We start from the raw sequence: 17177 nt of genomic DNA, 5'->3' as shown, positions 1-17177 counted from the left end.
AGCTATATATCCCAGACACTTTGAACGACCCTGAAAGGCAGCCGAGATGAGCGAATTCGATTACGATCTTTTTGTGATCGGCGGCGGATCGGGTGGCGTTCGGGCCGCACGTGTGGCAGCGGGTGATACGGGCGCCAAGGTCGCCCTGGCGGAGATGGACCGCTATGGTGGGACGTGCGTGATCCGGGGGTGCGTGCCCAAAAAGCTGATGGTATTCGCCAGCGAATACGCCAATGTGACGGAGGATGCCGCAGCCTACGGATGGTCTCACAGCGCGGGCAGCTTTGACTGGGCCTCTTTCCGCGGAAAACTCAATTCGGAACTGGACCGGCTGGAGCAGGTCTACCGCGATTTGCTCAAGGGCTCCGGCGTGGCGAGCTATGACGCCCGCGCCCGTGTAACCGGACCGCATGAGGTGACGCTGTCGACGGGAGAGACCCTGAGCGCCAAGCATATTCTCTTGGCCTCCGGCGGACATCCGGTGCGGCCCGAGCTGCCAAACGCAAACCTGGGCATCGTCTCGGATGATATCTTTCATCTCGACGCGCTGCCCAAGTCCCTGCTGATCATAGGCGGCGGCTATATCGCCTGCGAGTTTGCCTGCATCATGCACGGGCTTGGGGTGGAGGTGACGCAATACTATCGCGGGGCGCAGATCCTGCGCGGTTTTGACGACGAGGCCCGCGGGCTGATTGCGGATGCCATGCGCGAGCGCGGGATCGATCTGCGCACCGGCACCAACATCGTGGAGATGGCCCCGGCGAGCGAGGACCATACGGCCAGTTGGACGGGCACCGCCTCGGATGCCGCAATGGGCGCGGACGTCAAGCAACGCCCGGCGCTTCAGCGCGAGACGGGCGATACCGCCGGGCCGATCTGGGTCAAATCGACCAATGGCAACGAGCGTGTGTTTGACACGGTGCTTTTCGCGACGGGCCGCGATCCCAACACCGCCGACATGGGTCTGGAGGATGTGGGGGTGAAACTGGGCCGTCGCGGTGAAATCGAAGTCGATGAATACAGCCAGACCGCGGTTCCGTCGATCTATGCCATCGGCGATGTGACTGACCGTGTGAACCTGACACCCGTGGCCATCCGCGAGGGGATGGCCTTTGTCGAGACGGTGTTCAAGGGCAACCCGACACCGGTGGATCACGCGCTGATCCCGTCGGCAATCTTTACCCAGCCCGAGATGGGCACCATCGGGCTGAGCGAGGAAGAGGCGCGCGACCGCGAACCGGTGGAGATCTACTGCACGTCTTTCCGGCCTATGCAGAGCGCCTTTGCCGGCAGACCCGACCGGGTGCTGATGAAGCTGGTCGTCTCTGTGGAAACGCGCAAGGTTCTAGGCTGTCACATCGTCGCACCGAGCGCGGGCGAGATGATCCAACTGGCGGGGATTGCCGTTAAAATGGGGGCAACAAAAGAGGATTTTGACCGGACGGTTGCTGTCCACCCCACCATGTCCGAAGAGATCGTGACCATGAAGACACCGATGCGGACGGCTTGAATTCCGCTTAACCTTGCGTACCTATAACTCGATTTGATCGCGCAGCCGCGCGGTTCTGGAAGGAAAGAGACTGAATGGCTGGGAATAATGGCGGCCCCTGGGGGGGCGGCGGTGGAAACTCCGATGATGATGGGCCGCGCAGGCCGAACCGCGGCAATAACGGCGGGGGTCCACGCGGACCCGGTGGCGAGGGTCCACAGATCCCGGAAATCGACGAGCTGGTAAAGAAAGGCCAGGAGCGTCTGCGCGTCCTGATGGGCGGCAAGGGCGGCGGCGGCGCCGGGAGTGGCGGCGGCGGTGGCGGGGGTGGTCCCGCCTTCACCCGGGGCACCGTTGGCATCGCGGCGCTCGTGGGCGTGGTGGCCTGGGGGCTTGCGAGCTTCTACACGGTCGCGCCCGAAGAGCAATCGGTGGAGCTGTTTCTCGGCGAATACTACGCCACCGGCAATCCGGGTCTGAACTTTGCGCCCTGGCCTCTGGTGACGGCAGAGGTGCTGCCGGTGACCCGCGAACAGACCGAAGACATTGGTGCGCGGGTGGACAGTGGCCTGATGCTGACCACGGATGAGAACATCATCGACATCGACTTCCAGGTGGTTTGGAACATCAACGATCCCGCGAAATTCCTCTTTAATCTGGCCGAAGCGCAGGAGACGATCCGCGCGGTGTCGGAATCGGCCATGCGCGAGGTCATCGCCCGCAACGAGCTGGCCCCGATCCTGAACCGGGACCGGCAGGTCATCGCGGATGAGGCCCAGCAGCTTATTCAGGGCACGCTCGATGCCTATGACAGCGGCGTCAATGTCGTGCGTCTCAACCTCGACAAAGCGGATCCGCCCCGCGAGGTGATCGACAGCTTCCGCGAAGTGCAGGCCGCCGAGCAGGAGCGGGACAGGCTGGAACGTCAGGCCGATGCCTACGCAAACCGGGTGACAGCCGGTGCGCGCGGTGAAGCTGCCAGCCAGCTGGAACAGGCCGAAGCCTACCGCGCCCAGCAGGTCAACGAGGCCACCGGTGAAGCGGCGCGCTTCGTCTCGGTCCTCGAGGAATACGTCAAGGCACCGGAAGTGACGCGCAAACGGCTCTATCTGGAGACGATGGAGCGGGTCTTTGGCGATGTGGACAAGATCATTCTGGAGAATGATCTGGGCGGCGGCGGAGGTCAGGGCGTAGTGCCCTATCTGCCGCTGAATGAGTTGCGTCGTGGCACCGCCGCGGCAGGAGGGACGAACTGATGCGCGCTGGTAAATTTCTGATCCCCATTCTGGTCATCGCCGTTGTGGGGGTGCTGAGCTCTGTCTTTATCGTGGACGAGCGTGAGAAGGCGCTGGTGCTGCAGTTCGGCCAGATCAAATCCGTCAAGGAAGATCCAGGGTTGGCGTTCAAGATCCCGCTCATTCAGGAAGTGGTCCGCTACGATGACCGGATCCTGTCGCTGGATACGGACGTGACCGAGGTAACGCCGTCGGATGACCGGCGGCTCGTGGTGGACGCTTTTGCGCGTTACCGCATTTCCGATGTGACGCAGTTCCGGCAGGCGGTGGGCGTCGGTGGTTTGCGGGCTGCCGAAGACCGGCTGGAAGGGATCCTCAACCCGACAATCCGGGCGGTGCTCGGTTCCGACGGTGTGACTTCCAACACCATTCTGTCGGCGGATCGTGCCGGTCTGATGTCGCGGATCACAGAACAGGCGCGCCTGCGCGCGCTGCCGCTGGGGCTGGAGGTTGTGGACGTGCGGCTGAAGCAGACCAACCTGCCGGAGCAGAACCTTGATGCGACCTTTGCCCGGATGCGGGCGGAACGGGAGCGTGAAGCCGCAGACGAGATCGCCCGCGGTGAGGAAGCCGCCCAGAGGGTGCGCGCTCTGGCGGATAGAACGGTGGTGGAACTGACATCCGAGGCAACCCGGGAAGCGGATATCATCCGCGGTCAGGCCGATGCGGAGCGGAACGCGATCTTTGCCGATGCCTTTGGTGCCGATCCGGAATTCTTTGAATTCTACCGCTCGCTCACCGCTTACGAACGGGCGCTGCGCGGCAATAACTCCACCATGGTGCTGTCCCCGGATTCGGAGTTCTTCAACTACCTGCGCTCCGATCAGGGGCTGCGCTCCGAGGAGGGTGAACGCCGGTGAGCACGCTACTGCTGGCACTTGGGCTGGTGATGATTATCGAGGGGCTGGCCTATGCGCTGGCCCCTTCGCTTATCGAGAGGATGCTGGAGGTGCTGCGCGCCTTGCCCGAAAATGCCGTCCGGCAGATCGGGCTGCTGGTGGTGGTCAGCGGGCTGCTGCTGGTCTGGCTCGCGTTTCAGCTGGGCGCGGGGTAGCAGCGCCCACGGGCTGCGGGCCAGGCGGATGAATCCTCGCATATCCCTCGCTGCCCCGGAGAGGATGGTCGATGGGCTCGCTCGCGTTGCTACGGGCACCGTCTGCAAGGAGAAAGCCTTCCGCAATCGCATCGGCCGAATAGCGGCCTATCGCGGTCTCCGCTGACCGGTCTGATTTGATGTACAATGGTCAAAGCCGGTGTTCGGCAAAAGTGACCCAAGACCACAGCCCTACTTGCGACGACCCGGAGCAGGGCGGGCGAGAGCTTTTTGCGGCGGACCGGGGCTGGTCCAGTGGCAGATCGGGATGCCAAAAACCACGTAGATGCTCACGCGCCGATCACGTGGTCTTGAAACCGGACATGGCTGATCCATCTTTGATGTTGCATAGATACCACCCTAGATGCACCCTATGAGCATTCAACCATATATCGAGCATCCGAAGGCTAAGAGGCCTTCGACCTGCCTATTCAGGAGACGACGCATGCAGCCCAAGGTGGACATTATGGCAAAGACCAGCCTCATTCCTCATTCCTTCCGGTTTTTATGGCTGGTGGCTCTGGCCTTCGCGCTGGCACTGTCGCTGCCCTTTGCAGCACAGGCGCAACAGCGCAGCCTTGCCCCTCTCGCCGAAAAAATCAGCCCTTCCGTGGTCAACATCACCACATCGACGGTGGTCGCCGGACGCACTGGCCCGCAGGGGATCGTGCCCGAAGGCTCCCCCTTCGAGGACTTCTTTCGGGAGTTTCAGGACCGTAACGGGGGCGGCGGCGACAGGCCGCGCCGTTCCTCCGCGCTCGGCTCGGGTTTCGTGATCTCCGAAGATGGTTTTGTGGTCACCAACAATCACGTGATTGAAGGGGCCGACGAAATCCTGATCGAGTTTTTCAATGGGGACGAGCTGAAGGCAGAGGTAATCGGTACCGATCCGAACACGGACATCGCACTTCTCAAGGTCGAAGCGGACGGCCCGCTGCCGTTCGTGAACTTTGCCGATAGTGACGGTGCGCGTGTGGGCGATTGGGTGGTGGCCATGGGCAATCCGCTGGGTCAGGGGTTTTCGGTCAGCGCCGGGATCGTTTCGGCGCGTAACCGGGCGCTTAGCGGGACCTACGACGACTACATCCAGACCGATGCTGCGATCAACCGCGGCAACTCGGGCGGGCCGCTCTTCAACATGGATGGTGAGGTGATCGGCGTGAACACCGCGATCCTGTCGCCCAACGGCGGCTCCATCGGGATCGGCTTTTCCATGGCGTCCAATGTGGTCACGCGGGTGGTCGATCAGCTGAAGGAGTTTGGCGAGACGCGCCGCGGCTGGCTGGGTGTGCGTATCCAGGATCTGACCGATGATCTGGCGGAATCCATGGGACTGGAGGCAACCTCCGGTGCGCTGGTGACCGATGTCCCCGAAGGCCCCGCGGCAGAGGCCGGCATGGAAGCGGGTGACGTGATCACCAGTTTTGCCGGTGTTGAAGTCGAGGACACGCGCGGGCTTGTCCGCCAGGTGGGCAACAGCCCCGTGGGTGAAACCGTGCGCGTCGTCGTGATGCGCGAGGGACAGTCTGTGACACTGCGCGTGACGCTGGGCCGCCGAGAGGAAGCCGAAGGTGCTGTGCCCGCCGTGGCCGCGGGACCAGATAGTGAGGACGAGCCCGACACCAGCGAGCTGTTGGGTCTGACGCTGACCGTGCTGACCGATGAGTTGCGCGCGGAACTGGGCGTGGGAGAGACCACCCAGGGGCTGGCGGTCACGGCTGTCGATGAGGCATCTGAGGCCTTTGAGAAAGGCTTGCGTGCTGGCGATATCGTCACTGAAGCAGGGCAAGCGCGGGTCACCACCATATCCGAGCTGGAGGAACGTGTCGAAGCTGCCAAGGAAGCGGGGCGCAAGTCGCTCCTGTTGCTGGTGCGGCGCGCGGGCGATCCGAGATTTGTGGCGCTGTCGCTCTCTGAGTAGCGCTGCGTTGACATCCCGGCGCGGAGCGTCCCCTGTCGCGGGGGGCGCTCTTTTTTCTGGCGGGTGCGGGCGGCGGGCCGTGGGTTGCTGCGGCCAAATGTGCAAGGCTCGCAAAACGGGCTGGTACCTCTTATATGGCCTCGGTAGAAACACGCTGAACAGGACCGAGAAGGGAAAAGACGTGGCCAAGATCACCTATATCGAACATGGCGGAACCGAGCATGTGGTGGAGGTCGCCAATGGCCTGACCGTCATGGAAGGTGCGCGGGACAATAACATTCCCGGGATCGAGGCTGACTGCGGTGGCGCCTGTGCGTGTTCGACCTGCCACGTATATGTGGACCCGGCCTGGACAGAAAAGCTGCCCGCCAAGGATGACATGGAAGAGGACATGCTGGATTTCGCCTTTGCGCCGGATCCCGCGACCTCGCGGCTCACATGCCAGTTGAAAGTCACTGATGCGCTGGACGGTCTGGTCGTGCGGATGCCCGAAAAACAGATCTGATGAACCTGAGCAAGGCGCGGCGTCAGGCGGCGCGCCTGTGGGCCCGTGCCGCTCGCCGCGCGCTGCTGATGCTGTGCTTTTGGCCGACGTCTCTGTTGGCCGGGCCTCAGATTGTTGCGGCGGGGTTTGAGCAACCCACAGAGCGCTACGCCCACGGTGTTCTGGGCGACACGACGGAGCACGGCGCACTGCGGCTAGAATTGTCCGACGGTACGGCGCGGCTCTCAGTCCTGCCCGACGAATTGGTGTTCGAGGATACCGCGCCGCGCCTGGTGGATGTCGATCTCGATGGTGCGCCCGAGGTGATCGTGGTTGAGAGCCATCAGGAACGGGGCGCGCGGCTGGCCGTCTATGATGCGCAGGGCCGGGTGGCGACAACGTCGTTCATCGGTACAAGGTTTCGCTGGCTGGCCCCTATCGGTGCGGCGGATTTCGACGGGGATGGTGCGGTGGAACTGGCCTACATCGACCGGCCGCATCTGGCCAGGACCTTGCGGCTATGGCGGTACCGCGCGGGTGCGCTGATGCTCGTGGCGGACCTGCCCGGCTTTACCAACCACCGGATCGGCGAGCGTGACATCGCCGGAGGCGTGCGGGTCTGCAAGGGTGTGCCCGAGATGATCGTTGCGCGGGCGGATTGGTCCCAGATCGTGTCGCTGCGTTACCGCGATGGGCGGTTCAGTTCTGCGGAAATCGGGGGTGATACCAGCCGGGCCGGTTTTGCGCGGGCGTTGCAGTGTCCCGAGTGAGCTGACCGGATTGGTCTGATGGCACGGCCGGTGGCTTGTCCGTCTCACACCGACAGTTGCCGTTTTAGGCCCGCTCTACGGGTATATGGTCCAGGGACAGGCGCTGATCCCGCCCGTTTGCGCGGCGTTTAGGCCAAGACAGATGCGCGCCGAACGCCATTTTTTCAAGGAGCGCGAAAGCGACTGCACCCCCTTCAGGATTGTTGAGCGGCAATCGCTTCCAGCGTCGGTTTCATATTGCGCAAGTCATAGCCCGCAGACTGCGCCGCGGTGATGATCGCGTCCGGGTCCAGATCACCCGCGACGCCGAGGGCCCACGCGACGGTCGAGCGGGTGCCAGATGCACAATAGGCCAGGACTGTATCATCGGTGCCGTCGATCAGGGCGCGGTTCGCGGCGATAACGGGGGGGGTCATCGTCTGATGGGTCAGCGGTTGCACGGCAAATGCGAGGCCCGCGCGCTCCGCGGCCTCTCGCATGGCCTCACACTGGTGACTTGGCGGCACCTCTTCGTCGGGACGATTGCAGATCACCAGCGAAATGCCGAGCGCTGCCAGTCGCTCCATATCCTCGGGTGCGATCTGTGGTGCGACGAAAAAACCGGGGGTGAGTTGACGAATATCCATGCCCGTAGGTTAACGGCTTTCGTGCAGGAGTTTAATAGCGTTTTGCAGCATCTGGCGTCGATGTGATGTGTTTTTCTGCCATATCGCGCGTGCCGGGACGCAGGGTGACAGTGCCCATAGGATCCGTCTTTCAGCAGGCCCGTCCGGGCGGCGTCGGATCGATCAGCGGCAGGGTCTTTCGGTGTGAATTCCGAAGACCTTTTGTTGACGCGGAGTGGTCGGTCGCAGGGTCGATATGCAGAACGACGACGGTCTGCGGGCCAAGCCCGGACAGAATGGCTCAAGATGCGGCAGTCGCCTCGCGGCGGGTCAGCTCAGGAAAATTCCCACGATGACGAGCATCAGCCCGATCACGGAGACAAAGAGCGCCCCGAGGTTCAGGGGCAACGCGCGTTTGAGCCGCGCGCGCATCTCCTCGTCGCTGAGGTGTGCACGGCGGGCACGCGCCACGTAGATGATGCACCAGACCAGGCCCACGAGCCCCAGCAGCGACAGCGCGGCACCCCCCCAAATGATGAAATCAAAGATCGATGTCTCGGTGTTTTCCATGGTGGCGGGCTATCCAATCCGCCAGCGAAGCGCAAGCGTGCAAAGCCGCTTGCGGCCCTCGCGCGGGGGCGCTAGGCAAGCGCGATCGCGGCGCCATGCCGCCTTTCCTCAACCAAGGAGACAGAGATGAGCGACCAGAGCGTGGTGGATAGTCAATACAATGTGACCGGACAGGAGCTGCGGCAGTTCATCGAACGGGTCGAGCGTCTGGAAGAGGAAAAGAAAGACATCGCCGATCAGGTCAAAGAGGTCTTTGCGGAGATGAAATCCCGCGGCTTTGACGTCAAGGCGATCCGGGTGATCCTGCGCGAACGCAAGCAGGATCCGGATTCAATCGCCGAGCAGACGGCCATCGTGGATATGTACAAATCCGCCCTCGGGATGGAGTAGAGCGCGCGCCGCGGGGCGCCGTTACCGCCCGCGAATGCGCGGATCGAGCGCGTCGCGCAGACCGTCGCCGAGGTAGTTGACTGACAGGACCGTCAGCGAGATGAGGATCCCGGGCAGCATCACGCGTTCGGGGAACTCCTCCATCCGCGGTACAGCATCGGACAAGAGCTTGCCCCAGGTCGGGAAATCCGACGGAAAGCCCACGCCCAGAAAACTCAGCGCGCTTTCGGTGATGATCGCCGTGGCCAGCCCCAGTGTGGCGGAGACCATGATGGGCGAGATGACATTGGGCAGCAGGTGGCGTCGAATGATCTTGAAGGGTGTCGTGCCGATAGAGCGCGCGGCGAGGATGAACTCACGTTCCTTCAAGGCGAGGATTTCGCCGCGCACGATCCGTGCTGTCTGCATCCATGACGTGATCCCGATGACACCCACGATCAGGATGAACATGCCAGTCTCTGGCCCGAAGTTCGCGCGCAGTGGCTGGCGGAAGAGCGTCACCGCCACCAGCAGCAGCGGCAGGATGGGCAGCGACAAGAAGAGATCTGTCAGCCGCATCAGGGGGCCGTCAAGTTTTCGGAAGTAGCCCGCGCAGACGCCGATGGCCGTGCCGATGGAGAGTGCCAGGATCATCGCCGTCCAGCCGACCGCCATGGACGCCCGCCCGCCTGCAATGAGCGTGGCGAGGATGTCCCGCCCCAGGTTGTCGGACCCCAGCGGCTTAGCCCAGCTGGTCCGGGCGGTGCTGTCCCAGAGCAGCGTATAGAGCGGGCGCATGTCCTTGTTACGGATGTCGAGCGCCTTGGCGTCTACCTGCCAGACCAGCGGTCCGATCAGCACCGCGAGCGTGATGAAGAGCAAAAAGCCACCACCGATCAGCGCGCCCTTATGCTTGCGGAACTGATCCCACACGTCCTTCCACTGGGCCCGCGGCTCCTTGGGGGGCTCCTTGTCCTGCAGGGCGCCGTAGGCTTCGGCCTGTGCTTCGGCGTTTACGGTCTGGTCAGTCATATCGGATCCTCGGATCGAGCAGGCCATAGAGCACGTCGGCGATCAGGTTAAAGAGCACGATCAGCACCGCAAAGATGAAGGTCAGGGTCATGACCATGGGCAGGTCATTGGCGAAAAGCGCCGTGAGCAGCAGCTGTCCGATACCGTTTACCTTAAAGAGCGTCTCGGTGATGATCGCCCCGCCAAAGATCGACGGCACGCCGAGTGCGATGACCGTGATGATCGGGATCATCGAATTGCGCAGCACGTGCACCATCACCACGACGCTTTCCTTGAGCCCCTTGGCGCGGGCAGTGCGCACGTAGTCCTGGTTGAGGTTATCGAGCATGGAGGCCCGCATGAAACGGCTGATCTGTGCGGTCGTCTGCAGCGCCAGCACCATCACCGGCATGATCATCTGGTTCAGCTGGACCACGAAACTGTCCCAGTCGGTGACCACATGGGTTGTGTCGTAGATCGACGGGAACCAGCCAAGGTTGACGGAGAAGATCACGATCACCACGACGCCCGAGAAAAACGGCGGGATGGAAAACCCGATCATGGAGATGAACGTGCCCGCCTGGTCAAAGATCGAATACTGCCGGTAGGCCGAGTAGATGCCGATCGGCAGAGCGATCAGGATGCCGACGATGTAGGACATGCCCACAACCCAGAGCGTTTGCGGCATGCGCTGCACCACGATATCCATCACAGGTGAGCGGGTCTGCCAGGACAGCACGCGCAGCTTGCCTTCGGCGAAGGCCGTGCCGAACCAGTGGTCGATCACTACCTGCGGCTCCACCCAGAAGAACTGCACCAGCCATTTCCAGTATTGAACATGGATGGGCTGCCCCAGTCCCAGAGCCTCCCGCATCCTCTGCTTGACCTCCGGCGGGACGGTCAGCGGTACCTGCGCCATGGGATCGCCCGGGGCCAGTTGCAGCAGAAGGAAAATGACGATGCTGATGAACAGCAGCGTCGGGATCGCCAGAACCAGCCTTCGGATGGTGTAGGTCAGCATGGGCGCGCCTTTTCAAAGGTCATTCTTATTCACTGTCCAGTGCGTCCCCCTGCCAGAGCAAGCCTGCCGCACCGAAACGACCGGGCGCGGCGCGGGATGCCCCGGCCGCGCCCATCTTCGCGTCATTCGGAGATGCGGTACCAGTCCTTGATGTTCCAGATCTCCGCGTCCCAGTCGGACATCTTCACACCGCCCAGTGTGTTGATATGCGCCGATGGGTTGCCGCGGTGGATCAGCGGGATGATCGAGTAGCTTTGAACGATCATGTCGTTCATCTGCTTGGCCAGTTCACCGCGCTCTTCGAGGTTGGCAGTGGTCGCCATCTGATCAACCAGCGCGTCATATTCCTCGCGGCAGAAACGCTGGATGTTGTTGCCCTGCCATTGGTTTGCCGGGCCGGGGATGTCGCGGCAGCGCCAGTTGGCCATATAGGCCTCCGGATCCACACCAGCGAAGTTGTTGGTGTACATCTCGATGTCGGCGTAGAACTTCTGGAAGGTGTCCGGGCTGCCGGGATCGCCACCGAAGAAGACCGAGGCATCGACATTGCGCAACTCGGCACCGACGCCGATCTGGCTCCACCAGTCCTTGACCAGCGCCTGCGTATCCTGCCGCACCGCGTTGGTCGACGTCTGGTAGAGCACCGTCAGTTCGACGCCGTCCTTGTCGCGCGTGCCGTTGCCATTGCTGTCAACCCAGCCGGCCCCTTCCAGCAGCGCCTTGGCGCCTTCGATGTCCTGCGTCAGGCAGCCGTCATTGGCGGTCGAGGCGTAAAGCTCGGGCGCGGGCAGCAGGTTGCAGGTGGGCTGGCCACCGGCGCCGTAGCCGACCTCATCGATCAGCGTGCGGTCAATCGCCATCGACAGCGCCTGGCCCACCACCGGATCGGTCAGGAAGGGGTGCGCGTTCTCGCCGTCCATGTAGACAGAGCGCTTGTCAGGCCCGAGTGCGGGGTCCGGGTTAGTCTGGTTGAGGTGGAGCCGTTCGACGGACGTGCCATAGGCAGCCACCACGGTGCCGAGGCCCACCGCCTCCATCCGGTCCAGCACATCGGGCGCCAACTGCAGGTTCCAGGCGTAGTCGAACTCGCCTGTCTCGAGCACTGAGCGCGCCGCCGCGGCCGCATCGCCACCGCCTTTGAAGGTCACGCGGGCGAAGGCCGGTTTGCCCGCCTCACGGAAGCTGTCATTGGCCACAAAGGTGATCACGTCATTGGGGCGAAAGTCCTCGACCACGAAGGGGCCGGTGCCGATGGGGCCAAAGTTCGCCTCGGTGCATTCCGGCGCGCGGGCACCCAGACAATCGGCGAATTGCGCTTTCTGGATGATGGGCGATTCAGCGCCCACGAAGGCCGTGTAAGGGAAGGGTTTGGGCGCACCGAACGTGATCTTGACACCGCGCTCGCCTTCCGCCTCGACCGATGTCACGCCGTCAAAGTAGCTCGCCTGTGAACAGCCGCCTTCGGGGTGGGTGCAATAGGCGTGGGTAAAGATCAGATCTTCTGCCGTCAGCGCCGAGCCATCGGACCATGTGACGCCTTCCTTGATCGTCCAGGTGATGGAGGTGAGGTCTTCGGAAACGCCGCCGTTTTCGACTGTCGGGATCTCTTCGGCAAGCCACGGGACCATCTGGCCGGTCTCGTCGAACCGCGCCAGCGATTCCAGCACGAGGCTGGCCGCTTCGATCTCTTTGGTCCCGCCGGACAGGAACGGGTTCATCGTCGATGGCGCCTGCCAATAGATGATGTTTACCTGACCATCGCGGCCCCGCTCGCCCTCATGCCCATCCGCAAACGCGGGGGCGCAGGCGATGGTCGCAATCGTTCCCATCAGTAAGGTCTTGATTTTCATGTCATACTCCATGTTGGACACCTTGGTGCCATTTGGCGCTCCGGTTGGGTTCCGCGCGCGTTTTTGTCGGTCGGAAGAGGTCGTGGGTTGCCAGCTGATCCCAGCCTGATCCCCCTGCGGTTCCTCACCGTCCGAAACAGACGTGCACATCGAAACAGCTTTTGTGGAAAAAGCAAGCCCGTCGGTGGTTGACCTCGGGCAAAGCCGGGCGATCGCTGTTTGACACGGCAGATCGCTTACCGCTAGCCTCTCGCATGGGCAAAAGCGGAACGGATGATGCTGGATCACCAGGGCGAGACGACAGAGCTACGACCGATTGCGCGTCTCAAGGGCCTGCGGGTCGTATTCCAGACAAAGGACGGCCCCGTCGTCGGGGTCGAGGATGTCTCCTTTGACATTAACCCCGGTGAGACGGTCTGTGTCGTGGGCGAAAGCGGCTCGGGCAAGTCTGTGTCCTCACTGTCATTGATGCGGCTGGTGGAGTTTGGCGGCGGTCAGATCGCGGGCGGGCAGCTGATGTTCGACCGCCCCGATGGCGAGGACATTGACCTTGCAAAGACCGGTCCGGATCAGATGCGGCGCATCCGCGGCAATGAGATCGGGATGATCTTTCAGGAACCGATGACAGCGCTGAACCCTGTGTTTACCGTCGGTCGGCAGCTGACCGAAGGGTTGCGTCTGCACAAGAACCTGAGCCGGTCCGAGGCGGACGCCCGCGCGCTTGAGCTGCTGCGCGAGGTGCGCATTCCCGAGCCCGAGCGGCGGATGAAACAGTATCCGCATGAGCTGTCGGGCGGCATGCGCCAGCGGGTGGTGATCGCCATGGCGCTGGCCTGCAAGCCGCGGTTGCTGATTGCCGATGAGCCAACGACAGCGCTTGACGTGACCATTCAGGCCGAAATTCTGGCGCTGATGGACCGCTTGAAGCGCGAGACGGGCACGGCGGTGATGTTCATCACCCATGACATGGCTGTGGTGGCGCAGATGGCGGACCGTGTGGTGGTGATGTTCCGCGGCAACAAGGTCGAGGAAGGCCCGGTGGCCGAGATCTTCGAGCGCCCCCAGCACCCCTATACAAAGGCGCTGCTGGCTGCCGTGCCCAAGCTGGGCGAGATGCGCGGCAAGACCTATCCCGAACCGATGAAGCTGATGGGCAAGCCCGATGCGGAGATCGCCCCCATTCCCGGCACCGATGAGATCTTGCTGGACGTGCGCAATCTGACTACGCGCTTTCCTGTAAAAGGCGGGTTTTTCCGCCGGACGGTCGCGAATGTTCACGCGGTGGAGGATGTGTCCTTCACCGTCAACAAGGGCCGCACCCTCAGCCTCGTGGGCGAGAGCGGCTGCGGCAAATCCACCGCCGGCCGGTCGATCCTGCGGCTGGTCGATCCGACCTCGGGCGGGGTGACGCTGGACGGGACGGACATCATGGCGCTGGATCAGGCCGGGCTGCGGCGCGCGCGGCTCGACATGCAGATGATCTTTCAGGACCCCTTTGCATCGCTCAACCCGCAGATGCAGCTGTCCGATCAGGTGGCGGAACCCATTCACAACTTTGGCACGCTCAAGGGCAAGGATGTCGGTGACCGGGTCGCGATGCTGTTTGACCGGGTGGAGCTGCCGCGCAGCTACCTGCGCCGGTTTCCGCACGAGCTGTCGGGCGGGCAGCGTCAGCGGGTGGCCATTGCACGCGCGCTGGCACTGAACCCCAAACTGATCATCGCGGATGAGGCCGTCTCGGCGCTCGATGTGTCGGTGCAGGCGCAGGTGCTGAACCTGATGATGGAGCTGCAGGCGGAACTGGGCATCTCCTTCCTTTTCATCAGCCACGACATGGCCGTCGTGGAGCGGGTCAGCCATCAGGTGGGGGTGATGTATCTGGGCCGCATCGTGGAACTTGGCGCGCGGGCGGAGGTTTTTGAGAACCCGCAGCACCCCTATACGCGGGCGCTGATGAAGGCGGTGCCAATCGCCGACCCGCGCCAGCGCAAGGATGAACGGGATCTGAACTTCAAACCCATCCCGTCGCCGATCCACGGGCTGGACTACGCGCCGGAGCCCTCGCGCTATGATGAGGTGGCCCCGGGGCACTTCGTCCTGCAAGGCGACTGGGGCGGGTACGCGCGCAGCGACACGGTCGAGCGTGTGGAAAATCGCCTCCGCGAGGGGAAAGATACGCCGGAGGGCGCAAGCCGCCGTCCGCTCTATGACTGAACGGCTCAGCCCGCTGGAGATCATGCGGCGGCTGGTGGCCTTTCCCACCGTCAGCAGCGATACCAATCTGGATCTGATCGACTGGGTGGAGGCGTACCTCGCCGGTCACGGGATTGTCGCGCATCGCTATACCGCGCCCGATGAACCCAAGGCCGCGCTCTTTGCCCATGTGGGTCCTGAGGTGACGGGCGCGGTTGTCCTGTCCGGCCATACGGATGTGGTGCCGGTTGTCGGTCAGCCCTGGGAGACTGACCCTTTCGAGGTGACGGAGCGGGACGGGCGGTACTACGGGCGCGGCACCTGTGACATGAAGGGCTTCGACGCGCTGGCGATCTGGGCGCTGGTCGAGGCACGATATGCCGGTGTCGCGCGTCCGCTGCAGCTGGCGCTGAGCTTTGACGAAGAGATCGGCTGCCGCGGCGCGCCGCCGATGATCGCCGCGATGCAGAATGTGCTGCCCAAGGGCAGTGCCGTCATCGTGGGTGAACCGTCGCAGATGCGCGCCGTGACCGGGCACAAGGGGGCAGGCGGGCTCGACACCCATGTGCGCGGCTTCGAGATCCACAGCTCGCTGATGCACCGGGGCGTCAATGCCGTCATGTACGGCGCCAAGCTGATTGACTGGGCCAACCAGCAGAACGCCGCCAATCAGGCGAACCCGCCCGGTACGCTCGCCGCGATGTTCGATCCGCCTTTCACCACGCTGCATGTGGGCATGATCGAGGGGGGGACCGCCCACAACATCACCGCGCGGGATTGCCGGTTTGCCATGGACTTCCGCGTGGTGCCCGGCGAGGAGATCGCCACCTGGGAGGCGCGCTACCGCCAGCGGGTGGCCGACGTCGAAGCGGAGATGCAGCGCATCGTGCCCGAGACCACCATCGACATCTCGCCGCGCTTCGCGGTGCCGCCGCTGACACCTGAGCAGGCGGGAGGCGCCGAGGCTTTGGTCCGGCAGCTGACCGGCGATAACGGCTCTCACGTGGTCAGCTTCGGAACGGAGGCGGGGCAATTCCAGGCCGCCGGATATTCCGCCGTCATTTGCGGGCCGGGCGACATCGCGCAGGCCCACCAGCCAAATGAGTTCATCGCTATCTCCGAATTCGAGGCAGGGCAGGCCTTCATGACACGGCTGGTAGAGCGTCTTCGGGAGGGAGCGGTGTAAGGACTGCGGCCAGGATCCGCCGAGATGTTTCATACGCATGGTCAGGATCAGCTTGAAGCCGCGCCGACCTGCGTTAACATCACCGGTACGCGTCGCGCAGGTGCTGTTGCCGCGCGCGGTCATCGCCCGCCGAATACTCAGGAGAGACCCATGCCCGTCAAGAACCGCTTTGCCGAATTGCACGACGAGATCACCGCTTGGCGCAGGGATCTGCACGAACACCCGGAGCTGCTCTTTGACACGCATCGCACCTCTGCCATCGTGGCCGAAAAGCTGACGGACTTCGGCTGTGACGAGGTAGTGACGGGCATCGGGCGCACCGGCGTGGTGGGTCTCATCAAGGGGCGCTCCGACACGGGCGGGAAGGTGATCGGGCTGCGCGCGGATATGGACGCGCTGCCCATCCATGAACAAACCGGCGTCGCCTATGCCTCCAAGACCCCCGGCGCGATGCACGCTTGCGGTCACGATGGGCACACCGCCATGCTGCTGGGCGCGGCGAAGTATCTTGCGGAGACACGGAATTTCGACGGTACCGTCGCGGTGATCTTTCAGCCCGCCGAAGAAGGCGGCGGCGGCGGGCGCGAGATGTGCGAGGACGACATGATGGCGCGCTTTGGCATCCAGGAGGTCTACGGCATGCACAACTGGCCGGGGCGCCCTCTGGGCAGTTTCGCGATCCGCCCGGGTGCGTTCTTTGCCGCCACCGACATCTTTGATATCGAGCTGGAGGGGCTGGGCGGCCACGCCGCCAAACCGCAGGAGACCATCGACACGACCGTGGTGGCCAGCCATGTGGTGATCGCCCTGCAGACCATCGCCAGCCGCAACGCCGACCCGATTGATCAGATCGTGGTATCCGTCACCTCCTTTGAAACCTCCTCCAAAGCATTCAACGTGATCCCGCAGCGGGTGACGCTGAAAGGGACCGTGCGCACCATGTCGCCCGAAGTGCGTGATTTGGCGGAGACCCGGCTTGGCGCATTGGCCGAAGGGATCGCGGGCAGTTTCGGCGCCACCGCCAAGGTTGACTACGTGCGCAACTACCCGGTGATGGTCAACCACCCCGAGCAGACGGATTTCGCGGCTGAGGTTGCGACCCGCGTTGCGGGTGATTGTGAAGAAGCTCCGCTGGTCATGGGCGGCGAGGACTTCGCCTTTATGCTCGAAGAACGGCCCGGCGCCTATATCCTCATCGGTAACGGCGAGGGCGCGGCGGTGCACCACCCGGAATACAATTTCAATGACGAGGCAATCCCCGCTGGCTGCAGCTGGTGGGCGGAGATTGTGGAGCAGCGGCTGCCTGTAGCGAGCTGATCG

Annotated in this window: 16 protein-coding genes; 11 read left to right on the top strand and 5 right to left on the bottom strand. The window is 63.3% G+C overall.

Annotated features, from left to right (window positions below; genetic code table 11):
- Positions 1-46: 46 nt before the first annotated feature.
- The 7 genes from Q1A53_RS03160 to Q1A53_RS03130 all read left to right on the top strand — a co-directional run bounded on the left by Q1A53_RS03160 (position 47) and on the right by Q1A53_RS03130 (position 7052).
- A complete protein-coding gene (locus tag Q1A53_RS03160; protein ID WP_299962830.1) occupies positions 47-1510 on the top strand; it encodes an FAD-dependent oxidoreductase in 1464 nt (487 codons plus the stop codon).
- Positions 1511-1584: 74 nt separating this feature from the next.
- Positions 1585-2745: an FtsH protease activity modulator HflK gene (gene hflK / locus Q1A53_RS03155; protein WP_299962828.1), complete on the top strand. Its 1161-nt coding sequence runs from the start codon at positions 1585-1587 to the stop codon at positions 2743-2745.
- A complete protein-coding gene (locus Q1A53_RS03150) occupies positions 2745-3644 on the top strand; it encodes a protease modulator HflC (protein WP_299962826.1) in 900 nt (299 codons plus the stop codon). Before hflK ends, Q1A53_RS03150 begins: the two co-directional genes overlap by 1 nt.
- A complete protein-coding gene (locus tag Q1A53_RS03145) occupies positions 3641-3838 on the top strand; it encodes a DUF2065 domain-containing protein (RefSeq protein ID WP_299962824.1) in 198 nt (65 codons plus the stop codon). Before Q1A53_RS03150 ends, Q1A53_RS03145 begins: the two co-directional genes overlap by 4 nt.
- A 484-nt stretch (positions 3839-4322) precedes the next feature.
- Positions 4323-5798, top strand: coding sequence for a Do family serine endopeptidase (locus tag Q1A53_RS03140; protein WP_299962822.1), 1476 nt, complete (start codon positions 4323-4325; stop codon positions 5796-5798).
- Between the two features lie 181 nt (positions 5799-5979).
- On the top strand, positions 5980-6303 hold the full coding sequence (locus Q1A53_RS03135; protein WP_299962820.1) for a 2Fe-2S iron-sulfur cluster-binding protein: 324 nt from the start codon (positions 5980-5982) through the stop codon (positions 6301-6303).
- The gene (locus Q1A53_RS03130) at positions 6303-7052 is read left to right on the top strand and encodes a VCBS repeat-containing protein (RefSeq protein ID WP_299962818.1); all 750 of its coding nucleotides are present in this window, start codon (positions 6303-6305) and stop codon (positions 7050-7052) included. The genes Q1A53_RS03135 and Q1A53_RS03130 overlap by 1 nt, the downstream gene beginning before the upstream one ends.
- A 194-nt stretch (positions 7053-7246) precedes the next feature.
- Here the strand turns inward: Q1A53_RS03130 and Q1A53_RS03125 are convergent, their stop codons facing one another.
- Positions 7247-7678 (bottom strand): TIGR01244 family sulfur transferase, encoded by a 432-nt coding sequence (locus Q1A53_RS03125; RefSeq protein WP_299962816.1) that lies wholly within the window; start codon positions 7676-7678, stop codon positions 7247-7249.
- Between the two features lie 309 nt (positions 7679-7987).
- Positions 7988-8227: a hypothetical protein gene (locus Q1A53_RS03120; RefSeq protein ID WP_299962814.1), complete on the bottom strand. Its 240-nt coding sequence runs from the start codon at positions 8225-8227 to the stop codon at positions 7988-7990.
- A gap of 126 nt (positions 8228-8353) precedes the next feature.
- Here Q1A53_RS03120 and Q1A53_RS03115 point away from each other — a divergent pair, with 126 nt between their 5' ends.
- On the top strand, positions 8354-8617 hold the full coding sequence (locus Q1A53_RS03115) for a DUF2312 domain-containing protein (protein ID WP_299962812.1): 264 nt from the start codon (positions 8354-8356) through the stop codon (positions 8615-8617).
- A 21-nt stretch (positions 8618-8638) separates the two neighbouring features.
- Here Q1A53_RS03115 and Q1A53_RS03110 read toward each other — a convergent pair whose 3' ends face one another.
- From Q1A53_RS03110 to Q1A53_RS03100, 3 genes are all read right to left on the bottom strand, one after another.
- Positions 8639-9628, bottom strand: a complete 990-nt coding sequence (locus tag Q1A53_RS03110; RefSeq protein WP_299962810.1) for an ABC transporter permease — start codon at positions 9626-9628, stop codon at positions 8639-8641.
- Positions 9621-10628, bottom strand: coding sequence for an ABC transporter permease (locus Q1A53_RS03105; RefSeq protein ID WP_299962808.1), 1008 nt, complete (start codon positions 10626-10628; stop codon positions 9621-9623). Before Q1A53_RS03105 ends, Q1A53_RS03110 begins: the two co-directional genes overlap by 8 nt.
- Positions 10629-10750: 122 nt before the next feature.
- Positions 10751-12478 carry a peptide ABC transporter substrate-binding protein gene (locus tag Q1A53_RS03100; RefSeq protein WP_299962806.1) on the bottom strand — a complete coding sequence of 576 codons (1728 nt, stop codon included), beginning with the start codon at positions 12476-12478 and terminating at the stop codon, positions 10751-10753.
- A 276-nt stretch (positions 12479-12754) separates the two neighbouring features.
- Between Q1A53_RS03100 and Q1A53_RS03095 the strand changes: the two genes are divergently transcribed.
- The 3 genes from Q1A53_RS03095 (at position 12755) to Q1A53_RS03085 (ending at position 17174) form a co-directional block, all read left to right on the top strand.
- Positions 12755-14692, top strand: a complete 1938-nt coding sequence (locus tag Q1A53_RS03095; RefSeq protein ID WP_299963070.1) for an ABC transporter ATP-binding protein — start codon at positions 12755-12757, stop codon at positions 14690-14692.
- Complete coding sequence (gene argE / locus Q1A53_RS03090; RefSeq protein WP_299962805.1) at positions 14685-15857, top strand: acetylornithine deacetylase; 1173 nt, start codon at positions 14685-14687, stop codon at positions 15855-15857. The genes Q1A53_RS03095 and argE overlap by 8 nt, the downstream gene beginning before the upstream one ends.
- A 150-nt stretch (positions 15858-16007) precedes the next feature.
- Positions 16008-17174, top strand: a complete 1167-nt coding sequence (locus Q1A53_RS03085; RefSeq protein WP_299962803.1) for a M20 aminoacylase family protein — start codon at positions 16008-16010, stop codon at positions 17172-17174.
- The last annotated feature ends 3 nt before the right edge of the window (positions 17175-17177 follow it).

Source organism: uncultured Roseobacter sp. (genome assembly GCF_947496515.1).
GTDB lineage: Bacteria > Pseudomonadota > Alphaproteobacteria > Rhodobacterales > Rhodobacteraceae > Roseobacter.
This window is presented reverse-complemented; position numbering and strand designations above follow the sequence as displayed.

Bases quoted from the DNA above. Each gene is read 5' to 3' on its own strand.
- hflK (WP_299962828.1), top strand. From the start codon at position 1,585: ATGGCTGGGAATAATGGCGGCCCCTGGGGGGGCGGCGGTGGAAACTCC.
- Q1A53_RS03150 (WP_299962826.1), top strand. From the start codon at position 2,745: ATGCGCGCTGGTAAATTTCTGATCCCCATTCTGGTCATCGCCGTTGTG.
- Q1A53_RS03160 (WP_299962830.1), top strand. From the start codon at position 47: ATGAGCGAATTCGATTACGATCTTTTTGTGATCGGCGGCGGATCGGGT.
- Q1A53_RS03110 (WP_299962810.1), bottom strand. From the start codon at position 9,628: ATGACTGACCAGACCGTAAACGCCGAAGCACAGGCCGAAGCCTACGGC.
- argE (WP_299962805.1), top strand. From the start codon at position 14,685: ATGACTGAACGGCTCAGCCCGCTGGAGATCATGCGGCGGCTGGTGGCC.
- Q1A53_RS03130 (WP_299962818.1), top strand. From the start codon at position 6,303: ATGAACCTGAGCAAGGCGCGGCGTCAGGCGGCGCGCCTGTGGGCCCGT.
- Q1A53_RS03095 (WP_299963070.1), top strand. From the start codon at position 12,755: ATGCTGGATCACCAGGGCGAGACGACAGAGCTACGACCGATTGCGCGT.
- Q1A53_RS03120 (WP_299962814.1), bottom strand. From the start codon at position 8,227: ATGGAAAACACCGAGACATCGATCTTTGATTTCATCATTTGGGGGGGT.
- Q1A53_RS03115 (WP_299962812.1), top strand. From the start codon at position 8,354: ATGAGCGACCAGAGCGTGGTGGATAGTCAATACAATGTGACCGGACAG.
- Q1A53_RS03140 (WP_299962822.1), top strand. From the start codon at position 4,323: ATGCAGCCCAAGGTGGACATTATGGCAAAGACCAGCCTCATTCCTCAT.
- Q1A53_RS03100 (WP_299962806.1), bottom strand. From the start codon at position 12,478: ATGAAAATCAAGACCTTACTGATGGGAACGATTGCGACCATCGCCTGC.
- Q1A53_RS03125 (WP_299962816.1), bottom strand. From the start codon at position 7,678: ATGGATATTCGTCAACTCACCCCCGGTTTTTTCGTCGCACCACAGATC.
- Q1A53_RS03085 (WP_299962803.1), top strand. From the start codon at position 16,008: ATGCCCGTCAAGAACCGCTTTGCCGAATTGCACGACGAGATCACCGCT.
- Q1A53_RS03105 (WP_299962808.1), bottom strand. From the start codon at position 10,628: ATGCTGACCTACACCATCCGAAGGCTGGTTCTGGCGATCCCGACGCTG.